The sequence below is a fragment of the Streptomyces sp. NPDC060209 genome (assembly GCF_042728155.1).
Lineage (GTDB): Bacteria > Actinomycetota > Actinomycetes > Streptomycetales > Streptomycetaceae > Streptomyces.
In genome coordinates, this window is record NZ_JBHWZS010000024.1 from 1 (window position 1) to 20,303 (window position 20,303).

A 20,303-nucleotide genomic window follows, 5' to 3' on the forward strand; every position below is an offset into this window, starting at 1 on the left:
GTGTACGACGGCGCCGCGGTCCTGTCTGTCACCATGTCCTCAGCCATCCCTACCTGGGAGAACGCGCGATGAGCACCAGCCGGCAGCGCCTGACGGCACGGCGTCCCCCCGTCACCGAGGGTGTGACGCTCGGGCTGCTGTTCGCGGTCGCCGCCGGCGGCTGTCTCCTCTCCTACTGGGTGACGCCGGGACCGCCTCTGCTGTGGCCCGCCCTCCTGCTGTGCGCCCTGGCGTGCGCGGCACTGCCCTGGAGGCGCAGCCACCCCCTCCCCGTGCTGGCGCTGACCACGCTGAGCATCGTCGGCGTATCCGCCCTGGGGCACCTCGTGACGGCGCTGCCGATGGCCCCGCTCATGGCCGCGCAGTACTCCGTGAGCCTGCGCGTCCACCGCAGGACGGCGTGGACCGGCGCACTGGCGGCGACCGCGGCCATGGTCGTTGCCGGGCTGTTCCACAGTGGGTTCCGGCACGAGTGGGTCATCAGCCTCGTCAATCCGGGGGCCTGGGTCCTGCTGTCCGCCGCCCTCGGGAGCTACGTACGGGTGCGCCGCGACTACGCCGCCGCACGCGCCGAGCACACCGCCCGCGAACGGGAGGAGGAAGCGCGGCACCGCGTGGTCCAGGAACGCATGCGCATCGCACGGGAACTCCATGATGTCGTCGCCCACCACCTGGCCCTGGCCAACGCCCAGGCAGGCACCGCCGCTCACCTCGCCCGGGCCGATCCCGAAAAGGCGTACGAGATCCTGGGCAAGCTCTCGGAGACGACGGCCGCCGCCCTGCGCGAACTCAAGTCCACGGTCGGCCTGCTGCGCCAGGACACCGACACCGACGACGGCCTGGCCCCCGCACCCGGCCTCGACCGACTGCCGGACCTGGTCGCCGCCTGCGCGACAGCCGGCCTGGACGTCACCGTCGCCGTGGAAGGGCAGCCGCAACCCCTCCCGCCGGGGCTCGACCTGACGGCGTACAGGATCATCCAGGAAGCCCTGACCAACGTCACCAAGCACGCCGCCTCCCGCACGGCGCGGGTCCGGCTGGCGTACGACCCGCACCTCCTGAGGCTCACGGTCACCGATGCCGGCGGCGCCCTCCCTCAGGCGGACCGGCCGGGGCCGGGCCACGGTTTCGGACTCCTCGGCATGCGTGAGCGCGCCGTCGCCACCGGCGGTACCTTCCGGGCGGGGCCCCGCCCGGGAGGCGGGTTCGAAGTCGCCTGCACCCTTCCCCTGGACAGCCACGACGAAAGCACCGCCTCATGACCATCCGCGTCCTGCTCGCCGACGACCAGGCCCTGCTGCGGGCCACCTTCCGCATCCTCATCGAGTCGGACCCCGGCATGACCGTCGTCGCCGAGGCCGCCGACGGCCGGGAGGCGATCGACCTCACCCGTGAACACGGCCCCGACGTGGTCCTCATGGACATCCGCATGCCCGGCACCGACGGTCTGACCGCCACCACCGACATCTGCTCCCGGCCGGAACTGGCGGCCACCCGCGTCCTGATCCTCACCACCTTCGAGAACGACCAGAACGTCGCCGAGGCGCTGCGCGCCGGCGCCAGCGGGTTCCTCGGCAAGGACGTCGGCGCGGACGTCCTCCTGACCGGCATCCGCACCGTGGCGGCGGGCGAGGCCCTGCTCTCTCCCACAGCGACCCGTGCGCTCATCACCCGCTTCCTCGCCGCCCCCGACGACACACCGCTCGCACCGCCCGAAGGGCTCGCCGCCCTCACGGACCGCGAACGCGAGGTCATGGCCCTGGCGGCCCACGGCAAGTCCAACGCCGACATCGCCGAACACCTCGTGGTCAGCCCCCTGACCGTCCGCAGCCACATCCAGCGCGCCATGAACAAACTCCACGCCCGCGACCGCGCCCAGCTCGTCGTCGTCGCCTACCAGAGCGGACTGGTCCGGCCACGCCCGTACGAGGGCTGACACAGCATCCGGCGCGCCGCCGAAGGCGGTGAAGGACCTCACGGTCAAGGGCCCTCCGGCCCGGTGCGGGCCCATTCCGCGGTACGGCGGCTGAGCTGGTGGTGGGCCCTGAGGCCCTTGTAGGAGCGGCAGCCGGGGCCGGATCCTTGCACTCCTCCGCGCCCCGGACGGGATGCGGAGTCCGGTGCTCGTGACACACGAACGGAGACGCGTATGGGCGGGAAGAAGAGGGTTCTGCGCCGCTTGGCGGTAGGGGCGAGCGCGTTACTGACGGCGGTGGGCGTCTCGATGACGGGGGCGTCCCCGGCGGCTGCCGTGGACTACTACTACGAACTGCCGTACCCGGCGGGGGAGGCCTACACGGTCACCCAGGGGCCGGAAGGGACCTACTCGCACACCGGCGCCTACAACGAGTACGCCTGGGACTTCGGGCTCCCGGCCGACTACGAGGTGTCCGCCGCGCAGGCGGGCACCATCGTCGTCTCGGACTGGTCACCGTACTGGCAGAACGGCATCGAGGTGATCATCCGGCACTCGAACGGGCAGTGCACCCACTACGCGCACCTGAACAAGGCGATCTACAACACCGGCGACTGGGTTCCGCAAGGGCGGGTCGTCGGCTGGTCGGGCGGCACCGGCGCCGCCACGGCACCGCATCTGCACTTCCAGGTGATCGACTGCAACAGCCGCGTGGGCCTGCCCGCCACGCTCCAGGGGTGGACGCCGTACACAGGGACCCGCCCCGTCAGCGTGAACGCGTACGCCTGATCCGGCGGGTAGGTGACTGCCCCCTGATCAGGGCGACTTGAGCAGATTCCGTAGTTCGGCCGCGAACGTACGGACGTCCTCCTCGCTGGGCCGCCCCACGGGTGTCTCAGGTGCGGTGTCCTGACCCGGCAGGCGGCACGGGCGGCACAGGCCGTCGGGGAGGGCTTCCGGGCGGCCCGGGGCGCCGCACCTGGTGCACTCCAGCATCACGCGGTGCACGGGCGTGCCCGGTGCGGGCGGCGTCGGGGCGGTCGGCACGTGCGGCGGGATCTTGTCGGTGAGGCGGCGGCGTACGAAGCCGACGGGGGAGTCGACCTGGGCCGGGAGCCCGGCCGTGAGGGCCTGCGTGAGGTGGTCCACGTCCACGCCGCGGGCGAACCATTCGGCGGCCAGGCCCGCCAGGACCGCGCAATCGGCGGCGGACAGGGCCAGGCGGGAGTCGATGCGGCCGAGCCGCGCCAGCGCGAGGTAGGCGGGGGAGGGGCCGTCGGAGGCCGCCGGGGTTCGCTGCTGTGGCACGGCGGGTGCGGGAGAGATGGCGGCGGGCTCCGGTGGCACCGGCGCGGGGGTCTCCCCGATGGCGCCGGGCCGAGGCGTTCCCGGGGCGGCTGCCGGGGTCTCGGTGACCTCGGTGGCCGCCCACCACTCGTTGTCGCGGGCGGTACGCGACCAGAACGTCCGCGAGACCCAGCGCACTTGGCCCACCTCGCCGACGAGGCACCGGACGCGGCGCAGATATCCGGCGGCGGCCAGCGCCTTCAGGGCGGAGCCGACGGCCTGCTGGCCGTACAGCGGCAGCTGCTTGGCGAGGCTCTTGACGTCCATCGAGGCGCCGTCGGGGAGTTGGTCGATGAACCCGGCGATGTACCGCTCGCGAGCGGGGAGCAGGAAGAAGTCGTCGGCGCTGCGGGGGAGTTGCTCAGGCATGGAGCGCTTGCCGTAGCCGGGCTTGGCCATCGGGTACGGGCGCGAGGATGCGGGTGCTCGCAGGGCGGAGCTAGGGTGCTGGATAGCCACGGGATCGTCCTAGGGTGCGATCTTGCGGTGAGACCCCGGCCTGGTGCGTCCAACACCGCGTCGGGGTCGTTCGGTTCTCGCACCGTAAGCAGTCGCCACGCTCCGCCGCAAGTTGCTCACTATTAGTCATACTTGCTGGCCGTGACGGGTCAGGGAGGTCAGGGAGGGTTTCCCAAACCCCCTGCTTTCCCTGCCGGTCAAAGGCATCGCTCGAATCCCGGGCCTCGGATCCCGACGCCCGGATCCCGAAGCTCAAGCGTCGGACGGAAGCCTTGATTCCGGGACCCGAAAGCGTGAACCGGACAGGCCCGGCGCTCGGGTCCCGGGGCTCGGGCTTCGAGCGCCGGGACCGTCGGATGCTGCCGATGAGTGGCTCGGAGCGGCCGAGGCGGCCCGCCTTCGTGGTGTCGAGATCCTGGGCAAGTACCTCAAGGGGAATGGTGCCTGGCCGACTCCCGTCGGGGCCTTGCACTCCGCCTGCCGCCTTGGCGGCAGATCACGGCAGGCACATACGCGGGCAGCGCCCGGAGCGCCGGGCCAGTGATCGCCTGCGGGGGGCAACCCCACCGCGCGCACTCGGCTCAGCTGCACCACCGACACGCATGCCAGCCGGATTCCGTGATGAACCGATTCACCGAACGATGGATATCGCAGTTCCAACAGCCCCCGTAGTCCAAAGGATCAGCCATGTCCCGCGACACCTCCGACCGCCGATCCGCGAGCCGGGCCCTATCGGCCCTCGCCCTGCTGGCCTTGACCGCCGGCGCCGTCACGGCCTGCAGCGACCGCGAGTCCGCCTCCAGGCACTCGGCCTCGCCCTCCGCCACCTCGTCCGCCTCGCCACGGGCCGGCCAGGCGGGCGGAGCGAAGCTGCACATGATCGACAACGGCGGTCACCGTCTGGCCTTCCACGTCACGCGGGGCCACGGCTCCACCATCGTCCTGGACTCGGGCGGCGGCGAGGACTCCTCCTACTGGGAGGACCTCGTCCCCGAGCTCCACGGGGCCACCGGTGCCACCGTCATCACCTACGACCGGGCCGGACTCGGCAAGAGCGACGTGGTGCCCGGTCCGTGGAAGGTCAAGAGCGCCGTCAGCGACCTCGAGTCGGGGCTCCAGCAGCTGGGCGTCACCGAGGACGTGACCCTGGTGTCCCACTCCCAGGCCGGTGGGATCGCGACCTACTTCGCCAGGGACAACCCGAAGATGCTTTCCGGTGCGGTCCTCGTCGACGCCAACCTGCCCCCGTTCTTCACGGACGGGGAGATCGCCCGCCTCGTAGCCTTCAGCGGGCCCCAGGTCGACGCGGCGAAGAAGGACCCGGACGATCCGCGGAACCGCCAGCTCATCTCCACCGCGGAGAGCTTCGTCCAGACGAACAAGGCCTACCACAAGGTCACGTGGCCGGACTCGGTACCGGCAACGGTCATCGTCTCGGAGAAGACGCCGTTCGACGGATCCCCCGAGGACGCCCGGCGCTGGCGGGGCGCCGCCGCCTCGTTCGTCCAGGACGGGCCCCACCGAACGCTCGTCACCGCCAAGGGCAGCTCCCACGACGTCCCGAAGGACCGCCCCGACCTCGTGCTCGAGGAGATCGAGAGCATGGTCGCCGCACAGCACTGACCCCTCCCCTCGAACGGCGCCCACCGGGGCCACCGGCTCCACGCTCCTGCCGTCGAGTCATCGGCGGAGCGACTCGGGCAGTTCCTCCCGGTGGACGATGCCCAGGCGCTGAGTGGCGCGGGTCAGTGCCACGTACAGGTCGCTCGTCCCGAACCGTCCGGGCTCCACGACCAGGACGTGGTCGAATTCGAGCCCCTTGGCCTCGCGCGGGCCGAGCAGCACCACGGGGCGGGTGAGGTCGGGTTCTTCGCCCGCCGTGACCCCGTCGAGCGGTGCCGCGATCTCCTCGTGCAGCTCACGCGGCGCGATCACCGCGAGGCGGCCCTCCTCGGGCGTCAGCTCCTCCACCGCCCGCGCCACCGCGCCCGCCAGATCCGCGCCGGCATCCCGCGTCCACGGCGTCTCCCCGGTGGAGCGCACCGACCCCGGCGGCTCGAACGACGGGTCCTGGGCCCGTACGACCTTGGCCGCGAGCTCCATGATCTCGGCGGGCGTACGGTAGTTGACCCCAAGCCGCACATGATCGAAGCGGTCGCCGACGTACGGCTCCAGGATCCGCTCCCACGAGCCGACCCCCGCCTCCTCGGAGGTCTGCGCCGGGTCACCGACCAGGGTCAGCGAGCGGGTCGGCGACCGGCGCATCAGCAGCCGCCAGGCCATCGGCGACAGCTCCTGCGCCTCGTCCACGATGATGTGCCCGAACGCCCAGGTCCGGTCGGCGGCGGCACGCTCGGCGGCGCTCCGGTGGTCGGCCTCCTCCTGCCGCTCCGCCATGCGCTCGGCGTCGATGATGTCGTGGGCGGCCAGGACCTCGGAGTCCTCCTCGTCCTCGAACTCGTAGGTCTCCGAACCCCGGGACAGCTCCAGGACGCCCTGCGCGTAGGCGACCCGCTCCTGACGCTCGGCCTCGGCGGCGGCCCGCTCGGCGCTGTCGTCGGACCCGAGCAGCTCGGCCGCCTCGTCGAGGAGCGGCACATCGGCCGGAGTCCACTCCCCGTCGCCGGGAGCGCGACGGATGGCCTCGGCGTCCTCCTCCGGTACGTACACCGGCTCGGCCAGATAGTCGGCGAGGAACTCCTCGGGGGTGAGCACCGGCCACAGCTCACCGACGGCGGCGTGCACCTCCTCGCTCGCGGCGACGCCCTTGCCGAGCTGGGCGACGTCGTCCGGGCCCAGGAAGTTGGGGCCGCCGTACGGGTCCGCGCCGATGCGTTCGGTGAGCTGCTTCGTGAGGGCGTCGATGATGTGGAACGTGAAGTACGGCCGGGCGAGGTTGTGCGGCAGCCGGGTCTCGCGGGCCGCCTGCCGGGCCTCGTAGGCGATCTCCCAGTCCAGGACGAGGTCGCCGTCGTCGTGCGGGACGATCACCGGCGCGCCGGGCTCGGGCAGCGACTGCCGGTCGCGTACGGCGAGGGCCAGCGCCTCGGCCATGCCCGCGCCGCCCTTGACCGCTGCCGCGTGGGGGGTGTCGGTGCCGCGCGCGTGGACGCCCGGGAAGAGCTCGGCCTGCGTGGCGAGCATGACGCCGGTCTCGCCGAGGGCGGGCAGCACCTCGCCGATGTAGCGGAGGAAGGCCGGGTTGGGGCCCACGACCAGGACCGCGCGCTTGGCCAGGAGCTCACGGTGCTCGTACAGCAGGAAGGCCGCCCGGTGCAGCGCGACCGCTGTCTTACCCGTCCCGGGGCCTCCCTCGACGACGAGGACACCGCGGTGCGGGGCGCGGATGATGCGGTCCTGCTCCGCCTGGATGGTCCGCACGATGTCGCCCATGCGGCCGGTGCGGGCGGAGCTCAGCGCGGCGAGCAGCACGGCGTCGCCGCTCGGGTCCTCGAAGCCACTGCGTTCGCGGTCCCCCAGGTCGAGGATCTCGTCGTGCAGCTCGGTCACCGTGCGGCCCTCGGTGGTGATGTGTCTGCGCCGGCGCAGCCCCATGGGCGTATGTCCGGTGGCGAGATAGAAGGGCCGGGCGACCGGTGCCCGCCAGTCGATCAGAAGGGGCGTGTGTTCGGTGTCGTCCTCACGAATTCCGATACGGCCGATATGGTGCGCGGCGCCGTCGCGAAGATCGATACGGCCGAAGCACAGCGAGCCGTCCACCGCATTCAGGGAGGCGAGCAGGCCGGAACGCTCGGCGACGAGCACATCGCGTTCGAGCCGTGCCTGCAGGCCGTTCCCCACCGGCACCAACGCGTCCTCGACACGCTGTGCGGTGTCCCCGCGCAGCGTGTCGACACGGTCGTAGAGCCGGTCGATGAATTCCTGCTCCTTCTGCAATTCGACGTTTTCGCGAGTTGACAAAATCGCTCCCTGCCGGATATGTTGTTTCTAGTGGCCCCCGGTGTGGGGCCTTTTCTGTGGGCGCACAGAACCACCCAATATACGTGAGGAAATCCCCCGTCCGCAATTACGGACCAGGGACTTCCACGCACTCGGTGGGTGACCCCCTGGGACGCGCACCGCCGTGCCTTCGCCGTCGGCCCATCGGGCGGGCCGCCCGCTTGGCGCCCGCCCGACGTGTGCGGAACACCTCGGCCACCGCCGGGAGCGACCCGGTCGAACGCGTCGGAACCGGGCCCGCGCCGAGGGGCCTCATGGGCATCTGATGTCGAAGGTGTTGCTCCACAAGAACCCGGTCATATCGACAGCGGGAGGCACCGTTCGGCCGTCGGTGGCCGAGAAGTGCAGCATGAGCCCCGATATGCAGGGGATGGGCTGCTCCGCTGTCAGATTCCCTCCGGAATCGGCGCTCCGGTTGAAATTCGTCTGGGTGAGTTGATCGTCCACCACTCGCACCCTGACATCGTGGCCACCCACGAACCCTGTGCCCTGCACCGTGAAGACGGCACCGGAACCCGAACCCGCGCTGCCCACCGAGATATGCGGCGGCGGGGCCGGGGCGGAAGCACCATCCACCGGTGGTCTGTCGAAATGAAGACTGTCGAGGAGCCGGATGAGAGAGCGCACGGAGATCGGCGCCGTGAGATCAAGAGCGCGCGCCATCATGCGAATGTTTCCATCCGGACGGAATTGTGGCAGCACACCTCGGTCCCTGGCACTGTGGACCGCACTTCGCAGTTCAGGCATGTCCTTCGTCCTTACCGGTAGTCACGAGGGTCCGGAGGCGCCGCCCCTGCCACGGGTGCGGATCGCCTGCGTGTCCGGGACAGGAGGCCGGCAGCCTTTGCTTCCGAGGCCCTCAGGGTTCGCGCGGCGATCACGCAAGGCCGACCAGGGTGAGCACCAGCCCTGTGCCTGAACCCAGCGGTGTCAGCGCCTTCCCGAGTACGGCCCCGAACGCGGCATCACGGTCCACCGCGGCCATCGCATGGCCCGACGTCGAGGATGTCGTGAGCAGATCTCCCACCCGGATCGCCTGTCGGGACGCGTCCGACCTGCACCAGACCTTGCCCACGACGGCGATGTCGCGGCGTCCGGTGTGTTCAGCGGCCCTCTCACCGCGCCGGTCCAGGACGAGCGCGGGCACCCGGTCGCCCGCACCCGAGACCACGCCGGCAACACACGAGTCGTACTGATTCGCGCACGGCGCCAGCGCTCCCTCGCTGTCGAGGACGACGACTGTTCCGGGCCCGACCTCGTCGGTGCTGGAGGGAGCGGACGTCACGTCGAACTGCTCGGCCACATCGCCCCCGGTCAGGATCAGGTCGCCGGTGACTTCCACGGCCCCGACGAAGACCCCGGCCTTCCCGCCGTTCATCCCCTGGGCGAAGACACCGTTCTGGCCCCTGCCGAACAGGCCGTTCCCGCCGTTGTCGTTGACGCCTGCCACCCCCGACTTGGCGGCGATCTTTCCGACCCCCAGGACGCCGTCCCCCGTCTCGCTCACTCCCACGACACCGTTGCCACCGTTGCCCCGCCCATCTCCCAGGACACCGTTGTGGCCCCTGCCGAACACACCGTTCCCGCCGTTGTCGTTGGCGCCCGCCACACCCGCCTTCGCGCTGATCTTCCCGATGCCCAGGACGCCGTCCTCCGACTCGCTCACCCCGATGACGCCGTTACCGGCTTGCCCTTGTCCGGCCACTCCGACATGGCCCCTGCCGAACACACCGTTCCCGCCGGAGTCGTTGGCGCCGGCCACGCCCGCCTTTCCGGTCACCTTCCCGAATCCGAGGACGCCGTCCTCCGTCTCGCTCACACCGAGCACTCCGGCTTCGTTCTGCCCTGTTCCCTGTACCTGTGTCATTGCGGACTTCCTCTGCTTGAATCCCGCTGGGTCGTGTGAATTCCCGCTGAAGCGGTGAGAACGCCGCGACTTGATGAACAGGGCATACGGATCTGGTCATATGCGTCGGCCTCGCATCCCGGGGCCATGAGCGCTGCGCCGACCGACCGCCGGCACCACCAGTTGTCCCCGTGCCCTGTGCCCTGTGCGCGCGCAACGCGCCCCGCGGGTTCGCGAACCCGGCGGCTCATTCAGCTCGGCGGTACCTCTCCATGCCTTGTCCGGGGGGCCTCGCCTACGTCCGAACGGCGTCTCGCCATCGCTGCCGCACAAGCAATTCAACCGTACCGCTCGCTGGGCCCACGGCAATTCGGAAGACCAGTCATCCCGTCTTCGTTGCCGAATCCGGTTGCGCGCACGTCGAGTTGTGCGACGGCGGCACACTCAGGGCCGTTCTCCGGGGCGGGGCGGGGCGTGGTGGGCCAGGTCGCGGGCGGGGCCGCAACCCGCACCCGATGTCCCGCCCCGAGTCGCTCGTGCTCGACGACGACGTACGCCCGGAACTCCCGAAACGCTTCGAAGGGCAGTGCCATATGTCATGGGCCGGCATTACAGCCGTCATACGCACCTGATGACAGAGCGCACTGCCCTCCGCCCCGTACCGCCGGGAGTGTGGAGTGCATGAACACAGTCATCGAAACCGTCGGACTGAAACGGAGCTACCAGGATTTCGACGCCGTACGCGGCATCGACTTCACGGTGGCCCGCGGAGAGCTGTTCGCCCTGCTGGGAACCAACGGGGCCGGCAAGACCTCCACACTCGAACTCCTGGAGGGCCAGGCCACCCCCACCGGCGGGTCCGTCCGGGTGCTCGGCCATGACCCGTTCCGCGACCGGGCGCAGGTGCGGCACCGCATCGGCGTGATGCTCCAGGAGGGCGGCTTCCCACCGGAGTTGACGGTCCTGGAGACCGTACAGATGTGGGCGGGCTGCACGAGCGGTGCCCGTCCCGCCGACGAGGCCCTCGCACTGACCGATCTGTCCGACCGGCGCAAGGTGCGGGTCAAGCAGCTCTCCGGCGGCGAACGCCGGCGCCTCGATCTCTCGCTGGCCCTGCTCGGGCGGCCGGAGGTGCTCTTCCTCGACGAGCCGACGACCGGCCTGGACGCCCAGTCCCGCCGGGACACCTGGGACCTGATCCGCGAGCTGAAGTCCCAGGGCACGACCGTGCTGCTCACCACGCACTACCTGGAGGAGGCCGAACAGCTCGCCGACCGGCTGGCGATCATGCACCAGGGGCTGATCGCCACCACCGGGCGGGTGGCCGACGTGGTGGCCGAGCGGCCCGCCCGGATCAGCTTCCGGCTGCCCGAGGACCGCCTACTCGGTGAGCTTCCCCCGCTTCCGGCCATGGGTGTGACCCGGCACGAGACCGTCGGAGGCACGGTCCTCCTGGAGACCCGGGACCTCCAGCGCACGGCCACCGAACTGCTCACCTGGGCTCACCACACCGGCGTCACGCTGCACGCCCTCGACGCCCGGTCCGCATCACTGGAAGAGGCCTTCATGGAGATCGCCAAGGGCCTGGACGACGAGGAGACACGATGACGACGACCGCTCCTGCCCGACCGGTGGACACCGCCCCGCCCGTGCGGCGCGGATCCGCATCCCGCATGGCCGCTCTCGGCCGCGCGGAACTGACCTTGCTGCTGCGCAGCAGGGCCGCGCTGGTCACCGCACTTCTCGTGCCGGCCATCACGACCTTCTCGATGCGAGGCGTGGTCAACGGCCTGGACCTGGCCGGCACCGGCCTGTCGATGGCCACCGTCCTGCTGCCCGGTTCGCTGGGGCTGGCATTGATCTTCTCCGTCTACACGAATCTGGTCGGCGTGTACGTCACGCGGCGTGAGAGCCTCGTGCTCAAGCGGCTGCGTACGGGCGAGGTGCGTGACTGGGAGATCTTCCTCGGCGGAGCGCTGCCGGCTCTGCTGCTGGCTCTGGTGCAGTGCGTACTGCTGGTCGTCGGCCTGACGGTGGTGCTGGACGCGTCCGCACCGGCGGCGCCGCACCTGGTGGTCCTGGGGCTGTTGACCGGTGGGGCGATGCTCGTCGCCGGGGGCGCACTGACCGCCGCGGTCACCCGGACGGCTGAGAGCGCGCAGCTGACGTTCCTGCCGTTCTGGCTGCTGAGCATGGTGGGCTCCGGGATGTTCGTGCCGCGTGAGGTATTTCCCGGCCTGGTGGCCGACATCAGTGCCTGGCTGCCCTTCTCGCCGGTGATGGATCTCCTGCGGGGCGGCTGGACGGGCGAGCTGGGCGTCGCGGACCAGGGCCGAGCGCTGCTCGTCGCCCTGGCCTGGACAGGGCTGGCCGCCCTCGGTGTGCGGCGGTGGTTCCGATGGAGCCCGCGTGGCTGATCCCGCGCCACCGGGTGCGACGGCCGCCGGACGGGGAAGTTGGAGATCATGAGCTTGAGCGTGGAGGACTGGGTGGAACGGCTCGGCGGCCCGGACGGCCCCGACCGGTACCGCCGGTACGCAGTGGGCAGCGTCGGCTTTCTCGCCGTCACCGAGGTGGGTCTGTGGACACTCTGGGTGGCGCAGGCGGATGCCGAGGCGTCCGTGCTGGCGTCCGTGGCCCTACTGGGCGCGGTACACGCCGCCATCCAGTTCCTGCTGTGGCGCGTCGCCCTGCGCCACTATCTCGCCGCCGGCCCACGCCCCGTCCGGCTCACGGCGGGGTACACGGCCGTGACCCTGGCCATGGCCGCTCTGGGATGCGTGCTGTTGTCGTCCGGGCGCATCGACGACGGCGACCTGACGTCCTACATGGTGTGGATGCTCATGTTCTACGCCGGACCGCCCGTGCTGGCGCTGTCGCCCCGTGCGGGAGCGGCCCTCGTGGCGGCCGTCTCGGTCGCGTCCCTGGCGGGGGCCGCCGTGGCTGGGCTGGTGGGTTCTTCCCTGGTCCTCGTCATCAGTGCCAGCGTGTTCATGGTGCCGTTCATGGCCGTCGCGTCCCGGGCGTCCGCCTGGAGCGTCCGGCTGATCGAGCAACTGGCCGCCGCCCGCGAGACACAGGCACGCCTGGCCGTCGCCGAGGAGCGACTGCGCTTCGGCCGTGACCTGCACGACGTACTGGGCCGCAACCTCGCGGTCGTGGCGCTCAAGAGCGAACTCGCGGCAGAGCTGGCGCGCCGCGGCCGGCCCGAGGCGGTCGAACACATGGAAGAGGTGCAGCGCATCGCGCGGGACTCGCAGCGCGAGATCCGGTCGGTGGTCCGCGGCTACCGCACCGCCGACCTCCACACCGAACTCGTCGGAGCACGCTCCGTCCTGGAAGCCGCGGGCATCGACTGCCGCATCGAATACGGACCCGCGGACCGCCTGCCCTCCGACGTGCAGTCGGCCCTCGGCTGGGTGGTCCGCGAAGGGACGACGAACGTGCTCCGCCACGCACAGGGCGCATCCCGCTGCACCATGGCACTGCGCACCGCGGGTCCGAGCACGGCCCTGCTGGTGATGGAGAACGACGGCGCGTCCGACACCCCACCCGGTGGCGGCACGGGCCTGGCCGGACTTGCGGAACGTCTGACCGGCCCCGGCGGCACACTGACCACGGAGCAACAACCCGGCGGAATCTTCCGCCTCACCGCGCGCATCCCCTGGGAGGAAGGCGAATGATCACGGTCCTGCTGGCGGACGACGAGCACCTCATCCGGGGTGCGCTCGCCTCCCTCCTCACCCTGGAGGACGACATCACCGTCGTCGCGGAGGCCGCATCCGGCGACGAAGCCGTGGCCATGGCCGCGGCGCACCACCCCGACGTCGCCGTCCTCGACCTCCAGATGCCCGGCCTCGACGGCGTGGCGGTCGCCGAGCGACTGCGCGACGCCGTGCCCGGGTGCGCCTCGATGATCGTCACCAGCCACGCCGGGGCAGGAGCCTTGAAGCGCGCGCTGAGCGTCGGGGTGCGCGGCTTCGTGCCCAAGACGGTGTCCGCGCACGACCTGGCACAGATCATCCGTACCGTGCACACCGGCGGACGCTACATCGACCAGGAACTCGCAGCCGACGCCATCGCCGCCGGCGAGTCACCACTGACGCCCCGCGAGGCGGAAATCCTGTCGTACGCCGAGAACGGTGCCCCGGTCGCGGACATCGCCGCCCGCGCCTCGCTGTCCAGCGGAACCGTCCGCAACTACCTCTCGTCCGCCGCGATGAAGCTCGGCGCGGAGAACCGCCACGTCGCCGCCCGCATCGCCAGGGAGCACGGCTGGCTCTGACACGTACTTCCGTACGCCCGCACATGCGGTCCAATGGCCCGCTGCGGCATCGCACAAGCCGCATGAATCACCGAAAGGGATGGCATGTGCGTTTGTGGCGGGCGCGGAGCCGGGTACGTACCCCCGGGAGGTGGTAGCCCGTGAGTCAGTCCCTCGCTCCGCTCGGCCCGACCGCGGAGGTCGTCCTCGCCGGTGACCTGGCCCGTCCGGGCGGCCTGACCGTGTCCGAGTTACGGGCGTGGCGGCAGCACCATGCGCAGGTCAGCTTCGACTGCGCGACCAGCGGCATCCAGCACCACCGCTTCACCGGCCCGCTCCTGTACGACGTCCTCTCGGCAGCCGGCCCGGCCTTCGATCCCGCCCGCCGGAAGGACCGCCTGCGCTTCCTGATCGCCGTACGCGGCGCGGACGGCCACCACGCCCTCTTGTCGTGGGCGGAGATCGACCCCGACTTCGGCGGTGCCGCCGTCCTGCTCGCGGTCACGATCGACGACACCCCGCTCGACGACGCGGGCCCTCAGCTGGTGCTGCCGCAGGACCGCTGCGGTGCCCGGCACATCAGCGGCATCGACGAGGTGCGGGTGGACGGCGGCTATACGGCCCGGAGTTGAGGGAGGAGGGCGCCGGAGCCGGCCTGCCGCAGGGGATCACGCGGCAGACAGGCTTCTCCTAGCGCATCAGCGTCTCGAAGCCGGCAGCATCGCAGTACTGCGAGATGTGCGACCCCGCGTAGGCGTCGTCGCTGTTGATCGCCAGCACCGTCTCCTCGCCCAAGGCGCTGCCTTCGCCGACGGTCTCGTCCCGGAGTGGCCGCATGGCGAGGAAGACGTCCTGAGCGATGTCCCCGACCTCGTCGTACCCCGACGCGTCCGGTGTTTCGGTGTCCGCGGCGCTCTGCGCCCTCTGCCACTTCCCCAGCTGCGTGCAGTAGCTCTTCTGCTGCTCGGCCAGCCGCTGCTCGTCGTCGCCCTCGGACGAGGAGCACCCTGCCACCACCGCCACCAGCGCGAGGGCCGGGACCACTGTCCTCAGCATGCGCACCACGTTGCCCCCCAGGCTGAAACTGCGATTGCTCGTCCGTGTCACCTACAACTTCCGCAGCAGAATACTCGCGTGGGGCACCTCGGCCGTCGCGGAGCCCGTATGGAACGTGCCGGCGGGCCGCCCCCGACATGGCCTCGCTCGCGAGCAGATGACGAGGTGGCCGCCCATGGTCACGATCGACAGCAGTCCAGGACGCGCGTGGTAAGAAAATGAGCGCGATCAAGGGGGACAGGTGGGGACAGACATGGAGCATGGTGAACCGGCGGAGGGGCTTGACGCACGGTTGCCGGCAACCGCACGCGGCGACGACCCGCGGGCGGTGAGGGCGCTGCTGGAAGCCGGAGCAACCGTGAACAGTACGGGCGGGGACGGCATCACCGCGCTTGGAGTGGCGGTGGCCGGGGACTCCTACGAGACGGCCCAGGTGCTCCTGGACGGGGGCGCGGATGCCAACCTGCGCTCACGAGGCGGGCTCACCCCACTGATGCTGGCGGCCGAAGCCGGCGCCTACGACATTCTGGGCCTGCTGCCCCGCTACGCGGCGAAGCACGACCTGACGGACGATCTCGGGCGGACCGCGCTGGACCTGGCCCGCTCGCGCGACCAGCAGTCCGCCGGCTCGACCTGCCACACAGTGGCTGTCAGCGTCCTGGAGCCGGCCTTCGGAATACGGGCATCCTTCGCCGAACTCGCCGCCCGCATCCTCGCCTTCGCCGATCCGGACGACACGGGCCGGTTCAACATCGTGCAACTGCTGGCGCGGCGATTGGACCCGCTCTCCCGCACCGAGGTCGCCGATGCCCTGGTCGCGTCCGATCCTCGGCTCCGGCAGGTCACAGCCGAAGTCCTGTGGGGTGTCGGCGTCGACGTGGTGACAGGCCCGCACGACAAGGAGGCCCAGCAGTGGGCGGCCGGCCTGCTCCGAACCCACGCGGAACACGAGCTGGACCCTGTGGTGCTGACCGAGCTGGTGCACGGCATCAAGTGGCACGCCGAGGTGGACACGTGGGACAACGGAGGTCGACTCGCCCCTGCGGAGAGGGCCCGGCTCCAGCGGTTCGCGGCACACCCCGACCCGCGCGTCCGAGCCGTCGCCGAGCTGGGCCTCACGGGCTGGGAGGACGACTCCGGGAGCTCCGACCCCGGTGAACACCACTGACGGTCACTCTCTCCGGCTTGTCCAAATGCGGCGTCGGCCGGTCGTGCCGAACCGAACGCCGTGTGCCCGGCCGAGGCGGCTACTGATCCGGGACTGTGGCCTGCACCGGAAGTCCCAGTACGTTCGTCAGCCGGCGCCGAGTGTGGGCGGCGGCCTCCCCGGCGTCGAGTGTTCCGACGTCCACGGTCACAAGGCGCCACGGGGACCCTTCGAGGATGCGGCGGGTCAGGTCCGCCTCGAAGCGGAGGTGATCGGCGGCCGACGCGAGGTCGTGAACAGCCCGGGTGCCGGGGGAATCGGCGAGCTTCCGCACGTACCAGTCACCCCAGGCGCCCCCTTCCCGCTCGATGGCGCGCCGCAGGGCAGTCGCCGGGTCGTCATGGACGTACACGACGGTGACCTGGGCGGGCTCGACGGCACGGGCCAGTTCTTCCACGACGTGGACGAGGGTCTCTTCATCGTGGCCCCAAGCCACGAGGGACGGAATGAAGGGCAGAAGGGCATCCGTGACCAGGTAGTCCCGGCCCGCCCGGAGCGACTCAGCGACGTAGGCGCGCGTGCACGCGACAAGGGTCGCGGGCCGGACCACGCCGGCGCCGTCGGCGAACTCCTCCGCGACGGCACGGAAGGCAGGCCGCGTGAGGATGTCGGGTTCCTCGAAGTGGTCGACCGCCGCGCCGACGCCGGTGAGCCACTCGGCCACGGCACGGCACAGGGTGGACTTGCCGACGCCGGGGCTGCTCCCGATGACGGAGATGAGGTGAGCGGTCATGACGGCAGTCTCGCACCGGGCGGATACGGGGCCGTCGGGCGAGGGGGCGGGTGACGGTGCAGGCCTTTCGGAGGCTGAACGCGGGCCGATCAGCAGGACGGAGGGGCCCGTCGGTGACCAGCTCGCCGGCCGGGGACGCGACGTCATCGGGATGCGCGACGTCGTTGGGAGACTGCGGACAGCTGGGCCCCCGGATATCGCCCCTGCCCTGTCCGTGACTTCACACCGACCAGCAGCCGGTGACGCGCGGGCCCATCCCGGAGATGATGATGTTGCCGGGCTTGAGGTCGCGATGGATGATGCCGCAGGAGTGGATACCGTCCAGTGCCTTGCGATGCCGAGGGTGACGGCACGACCCTTATCCTGACTTTCGCCTGGTGAAGCCGACTGCGGCAGCCAGGGAGCGTGACGCGACCAGTGACCGCGTGCCTGTCACTGAGACCTGCCGGGGGGCGATCGTTGGTGCACGGCCCTGTTCCTGTCCCGAGTCACCTGAACCTGCCGCCAGGCCGCTCCGGTCTCACAGCGCGACTGCGCCGCGCCTGGAGATCGCGGAAGGCGCTGAAGGGCGTCACACAGTGGGTGTTGGACTGGGGCGTGCCCATCGCCCTCTGCCTGCTGGTGCTGTACGTCTTCGCCGCACGGGCCGGCAGCCCCAGAGGCGTGTACGAGGTCTTCACGCTCATCGAGGCGCCCAAGCACACCCTTCTCTGGGCGCTGTCTCTTCTCGGCTGGCTCCTGGTCCCGGCCATCATCGGTGGTTTCGCCGGGCATGTGATCACAACGCGCATCGGCAGCGTGAAGTCGATCTCCGCCAACTCGCTCTTCCGGCAGCGCACATGGGGACAACGGCTGAGGCCTCCCGGCCTGATCGACGACTTGAGGCCCTACTTCCACGGCAACCACGCCCGGCAGGAGTTCGTCGATGCCTGGGTTCGCGTCGCCCACCGCAACGACTGGAAGCGGGCGCAGGACCACTGGGAGGTCTACGTCCGGGACATCATGTCCACTCCGCAGTACGCCCATCTCGATCGGCGCGAGGTCTGCGCCAGGCCCAGAACACGAGCAAAATGGGATTGCTCTTCAGCGCCCTTGTCGGACTGTGCATCGTCTGTGAAAGGAGGCGGTAGACCATGCGAGGAGAAGACGCCGTCGAGATCGTGAAGGTCTCCCTCGCTCTGGCGTTTCCCGCAGCCAGCGTGGAGGGCCTTGCCCGGGCAGCCGAGACAGTGGTCCGCTGGGGGGCCGAGGACGCCGCCGAGTACCTGGACGAACCCCTGACACAGCGCATGCTCCTGGACCTGCTGCAAGTCGCGGGTCTGTCCGAGGAGGACTACGCGCCCGCCGACCCGCATTGGCCGAACGCGGACATCCCTCCGGCGGACTACCGGACCTGGTCCCGTACGGAACAGATGGACGACAGCATCAACTTCCTCCCCCGGCCCCCGGACGAGCCACCACCGCACGGGCCCCGACCTCGCCCCGGCCCCGGGGCGGGATGACAACGGTTTCACGGAGAAGACGACTCGGGGTGGACCTGTGCCACGCACCCAGCGGCGGCCAGGAGCGGACACCCTGACGAACCGCACAAGGCCGGGCTGCCGACCGTCTCCCGCCTCGGCGCTCCGGCCACGGTGGGCGCCGGGCCGACAGTCCCGCACCGTGCCGGTCTCAGCACGGGTCCGTGCACTGCGCCAGCAACCGGTTCGACTCGCCGACGTCACGGCCACGCCCAGGCGTTTCGGGACGCCCCGGCATTGCGAACTCCGCCCAGACCGTCTTGCCCGGGCCGATGCGGCTGCGGACACCCCAGCGGGTGGCGAGGGCGTCGACGATGAGCAGCCCACGGCCGTGGTCCACATCGGGGGCCGGGGTGAGATGAGTGGGTTGGGCTGAGTGGGTATCGGACAGCTCGATATGGATAACGCCCTGGTCGTCGTCGTACGTGAGTAGCAAAGCGAAGTCTCGGCCGGGAACGCGGCCGTGCAGGACGGCATTCGCAGCCAGCTCGGCGACGACATGCGTGACCGCGTCGTGGCCATCCGTGCCGTGAGGGAGCCCCCACTCGACGAGTTGGAGTGCGGCGAGCAGGCGCGCGAGACGTGCCCCGCGTCGGGTGGAGGAGAAGCGCTGCTAGAACAGGCCGGAGCCGGAGGGGGGATGGGCGTGAGGGGCTGGCATGGTTGCTGTGCGTAACCCTTGCGTGGTCAGGCGTGGCGCAGCGCGGACGGCGCAAGGTACGGGTGGGTGTAGGGGAGAGGGGGCCGCGCATGACTTCGGACAACGGCGGCGGGGTGCACTGGAGTGAGCCGGAGTGGTCGGACAGCCTCTAGACGTTCCGGGCGGTACTCAAGGCGCTGCGTGACGAGGCACGTCTGACGCAGGAGCAGTTCGCGCCTCAAGTCCAGTACTCGGCGGCGCGCATCGCCAAGATAGAGCAGGGCAAGCGGTTCCCGCCAAGGGACCTGCTGGAGCGCTCGGAGGAGGTGCTGGGGACGACTGCGGCACGGGTGCTGGCGGCGGCAAGGAGTCTGACGCGGAAGGTGGGATTAGCGTCGTGGTTCCTGCAGTGCGTGGCCATTGAGGAGGACGCGATTTCGCTGTATGCATACGAGTGCCGGGCGATCCCAGGGCTGTTGCAGCCAGAGGGGTACATTCGTGCCATCTTTGAGCGGCGGCTGCCACCCTTGTCCGGCGAGCAGATTGAGCACCAGGTCATCGCACGCTTGGAGCGGCAGCAGCTCCTCACCAAGAAGCCGAACACCGCGTTCAGCTTCATCATTGAGCAGGCTCTGCTGGAGCGTCGCATGGGCGGCCCTGACGTCACTCGCCAGCTGCTGGACCACCTTCTGGATCAGAGACGGCGGCGGAATGTCGAGGTCCAGGTGATGCCACTGTGCCAGTACGACCATGCGGGTATCGATGGCCTGATGTACCTCGCCGAGACTCAGCAGCACGAGCGGGTCGGCTACTCGGAGGGTCAACAGTCGAGCATTCTCATCACGTCACCGAAGGACGTGAGCGCTATGGCAAGCTGCGCTCGCAGGCCCTCGGCCGCGAAGCCACGGGGGCCTGCTGGAGCAGATGCGAGGAGCACTATGAGCACCACAGAACCTGCATGGTTCAAGAGCAGCTACAGCGGCAGCTCCGGCGACAACTCTGTGGAGATCGCTGTTTGCTCGGAAGCCGTGCTGGTCCGGGACTCGAAGGACACGCAGGGGCACGTACTGACTGTCTCTCCGCGTGCATGGTCTGCGTTTGCCGGGCGGGCTGCCGGCTCGCGCGTCTGGAAGATCGCTGGGGCAGCAGCGGCTCGCGGCACCCTGCGAAGGGTCGGTCTCGGATGGCCAGTGCGCAACTCTGTGGGACTGGAGCCGAGTTGCACCACGAAGGGCTAGACGATGTCGCTTGACTGGCGATCACGGACATAGTTGCGCGTTTGATGCGGACGGGCTGCGGGAGCTATTCGAAAGTGTGGCGACGAAGCCTCCGGTACGCGGCATAATCTGCACCCTC

At 70.3% G+C, this 20,303-nt stretch carries 20 protein-coding genes and 1 pseudogene; 14 read left to right on the forward strand and 7 right to left on the reverse strand.

Annotated features, from left to right (window positions below; translation table 11 throughout):
* Positions 1-68 precede the first annotated feature (68 nt).
* The 3 genes from ACFWFI_RS07345 to ACFWFI_RS07355 all read left to right on the forward strand — a co-directional run bounded on the left by ACFWFI_RS07345 (position 69) and on the right by ACFWFI_RS07355 (position 2,704).
* Complete coding sequence (locus tag ACFWFI_RS07345; protein WP_387386645.1) at positions 69-1,262, forward strand: sensor histidine kinase; 1,194 nt, start codon at positions 69-71, stop codon at positions 1,260-1,262.
* Entirely contained in the window at positions 1,259-1,936 is a 678-nt protein-coding gene (locus ACFWFI_RS07350; protein ID WP_387386647.1) for a response regulator transcription factor, read from the forward strand. Before ACFWFI_RS07345 ends, ACFWFI_RS07350 begins: the two co-directional genes overlap by 4 nt.
* Before the next feature lie 213 nt (positions 1,937-2,149).
* A complete protein-coding gene (locus ACFWFI_RS07355; RefSeq protein WP_387386649.1) occupies positions 2,150-2,704 on the forward strand; it encodes a M23 family metallopeptidase in 555 nt (184 codons plus the stop codon).
* Between the two features lie 27 nt (positions 2,705-2,731).
* Here ACFWFI_RS07355 and ACFWFI_RS07360 read toward each other — a convergent pair whose 3' ends face one another.
* Entirely contained in the window at positions 2,732-3,721 is a 990-nt protein-coding gene (locus tag ACFWFI_RS07360; RefSeq protein ID WP_387386652.1) for a MarR family transcriptional regulator, read from the reverse strand.
* A gap of 687 nt (positions 3,722-4,408) precedes the next feature.
* Between ACFWFI_RS07360 and ACFWFI_RS07365 the strand changes: the two genes are divergently transcribed.
* Positions 4,409-5,344 carry an alpha/beta fold hydrolase gene (locus ACFWFI_RS07365; RefSeq protein ID WP_387386654.1) on the forward strand — a complete coding sequence of 312 codons (936 nt, stop codon included), beginning with the start codon at positions 4,409-4,411 and terminating at the stop codon, positions 5,342-5,344.
* A 57-nt stretch (positions 5,345-5,401) separates the two neighbouring features.
* On the opposite strand, the gene ACFWFI_RS07370 is transcribed toward ACFWFI_RS07365, so the two are convergent.
* The 3 genes from ACFWFI_RS07370 to ACFWFI_RS07380 form a co-directional block, all read right to left on the reverse strand.
* Positions 5,402-7,618 (reverse strand): HelD family protein, encoded by a 2,217-nt coding sequence (locus tag ACFWFI_RS07370; protein ID WP_387386759.1) that lies wholly within the window; start codon positions 7,616-7,618, stop codon positions 5,402-5,404.
* A 315-nt stretch (positions 7,619-7,933) separates the two neighbouring features.
* Positions 7,934-8,428 (reverse strand): hypothetical protein, encoded by a 495-nt coding sequence (locus ACFWFI_RS07375; protein ID WP_387386657.1) that lies wholly within the window; start codon positions 8,426-8,428, stop codon positions 7,934-7,936.
* 130 nt (positions 8,429-8,558) lie between these two features.
* Complete coding sequence (locus ACFWFI_RS07380) at positions 8,559-9,548, reverse strand: hypothetical protein (RefSeq protein ID WP_387386659.1); 990 nt, start codon at positions 9,546-9,548, stop codon at positions 8,559-8,561.
* A 660-nt stretch (positions 9,549-10,208) separates the two neighbouring features.
* Between ACFWFI_RS07380 and ACFWFI_RS07385 the strand changes: the two genes are divergently transcribed.
* The 5 genes from ACFWFI_RS07385 to ACFWFI_RS07405 all read left to right on the forward strand — a co-directional run bounded on the left by ACFWFI_RS07385 (position 10,209) and on the right by ACFWFI_RS07405 (position 14,423).
* The gene (locus ACFWFI_RS07385; protein ID WP_387386662.1) at positions 10,209-11,135 is read left to right on the forward strand and encodes an ABC transporter ATP-binding protein; all 927 of its coding nucleotides are present in this window, start codon (positions 10,209-10,211) and stop codon (positions 11,133-11,135) included.
* Positions 11,132-11,944 (forward strand): ABC transporter permease, encoded by an 813-nt coding sequence (locus ACFWFI_RS07390; protein ID WP_387386664.1) that lies wholly within the window; start codon positions 11,132-11,134, stop codon positions 11,942-11,944. Before ACFWFI_RS07385 ends, ACFWFI_RS07390 begins: the two co-directional genes overlap by 4 nt.
* 48 nt (positions 11,945-11,992) lie before the next feature.
* Positions 11,993-13,210: a sensor histidine kinase gene (locus tag ACFWFI_RS07395; RefSeq protein ID WP_387386667.1), complete on the forward strand. Its 1,218-nt coding sequence runs from the start codon at positions 11,993-11,995 to the stop codon at positions 13,208-13,210.
* Positions 13,207-13,812: a response regulator transcription factor gene (locus tag ACFWFI_RS07400; RefSeq protein ID WP_387386669.1), complete on the forward strand. Its 606-nt coding sequence runs from the start codon at positions 13,207-13,209 to the stop codon at positions 13,810-13,812. Before ACFWFI_RS07395 ends, ACFWFI_RS07400 begins: the two co-directional genes overlap by 4 nt.
* A gap of 140 nt (positions 13,813-13,952) precedes the next feature.
* On the forward strand, positions 13,953-14,423 hold the full coding sequence (locus ACFWFI_RS07405) for a molybdopterin-dependent oxidoreductase (RefSeq protein ID WP_387386672.1): 471 nt from the start codon (positions 13,953-13,955) through the stop codon (positions 14,421-14,423).
* A 58-nt stretch (positions 14,424-14,481) separates the two neighbouring features.
* Here ACFWFI_RS07405 and ACFWFI_RS07410 read toward each other — a convergent pair whose 3' ends face one another.
* Positions 14,482-14,847, reverse strand: coding sequence for a hypothetical protein (locus tag ACFWFI_RS07410; protein WP_387386675.1), 366 nt, complete (start codon positions 14,845-14,847; stop codon positions 14,482-14,484).
* Positions 14,848-15,100: 253 nt separating this feature from the next.
* Here ACFWFI_RS07410 and ACFWFI_RS07415 point away from each other — a divergent pair, with 253 nt between their 5' ends.
* Positions 15,101-16,015, forward strand: a complete 915-nt coding sequence (locus tag ACFWFI_RS07415; RefSeq protein WP_387386677.1) for an ankyrin repeat domain-containing protein — start codon at positions 15,101-15,103, stop codon at positions 16,013-16,015.
* Between the two features lie 79 nt (positions 16,016-16,094).
* Here ACFWFI_RS07415 and ACFWFI_RS07420 read toward each other — a convergent pair whose 3' ends face one another.
* Complete coding sequence (locus tag ACFWFI_RS07420) at positions 16,095-16,787, reverse strand: hypothetical protein (RefSeq protein WP_387386679.1); 693 nt, start codon at positions 16,785-16,787, stop codon at positions 16,095-16,097.
* Between the two features lie 597 nt (positions 16,788-17,384).
* Between ACFWFI_RS07420 and ACFWFI_RS07425 the strand changes: the two genes are divergently transcribed.
* Both ACFWFI_RS07425 and ACFWFI_RS07430 read left to right on the forward strand, forming a co-directional pair.
* The gene (locus ACFWFI_RS07425; protein WP_387386682.1) at positions 17,385-17,951 is read left to right on the forward strand and encodes a DUF6313 family protein; all 567 of its coding nucleotides are present in this window, start codon (positions 17,385-17,387) and stop codon (positions 17,949-17,951) included.
* Entirely contained in the window at positions 17,921-18,289 is a 369-nt protein-coding gene (locus tag ACFWFI_RS07430) for a hypothetical protein (RefSeq protein ID WP_387386684.1), read from the forward strand. The genes ACFWFI_RS07425 and ACFWFI_RS07430 overlap by 31 nt, the downstream gene beginning before the upstream one ends.
* A 169-nt stretch (positions 18,290-18,458) precedes the next feature.
* Here the strand turns inward: ACFWFI_RS07430 and ACFWFI_RS07435 are convergent, their stop codons facing one another.
* Positions 18,459-18,878 carry an ATP-binding protein gene (locus tag ACFWFI_RS07435; RefSeq protein ID WP_387386761.1) on the reverse strand — a complete coding sequence of 140 codons (420 nt, stop codon included), beginning with the start codon at positions 18,876-18,878 and terminating at the stop codon, positions 18,459-18,461.
* A 284-nt stretch (positions 18,879-19,162) separates the two neighbouring features.
* Between ACFWFI_RS07435 and ACFWFI_RS07440 the strand changes: the two are divergent.
* Together ACFWFI_RS07440 and ACFWFI_RS07445 are read left to right on the forward strand one after the other, a co-directional pair.
* Positions 19,163-19,237 (forward strand): annotated as a pseudogene (locus ACFWFI_RS07440) (hypothetical protein); the annotation flags it as partial.
* A gap of 123 nt (positions 19,238-19,360) precedes the next feature.
* A complete protein-coding gene (locus tag ACFWFI_RS07445) occupies positions 19,361-20,185 on the forward strand; it encodes a DUF397 domain-containing protein (RefSeq protein WP_387386687.1) in 825 nt (274 codons plus the stop codon).
* The last annotated feature ends 118 nt before the right edge of the window (positions 20,186-20,303 follow it).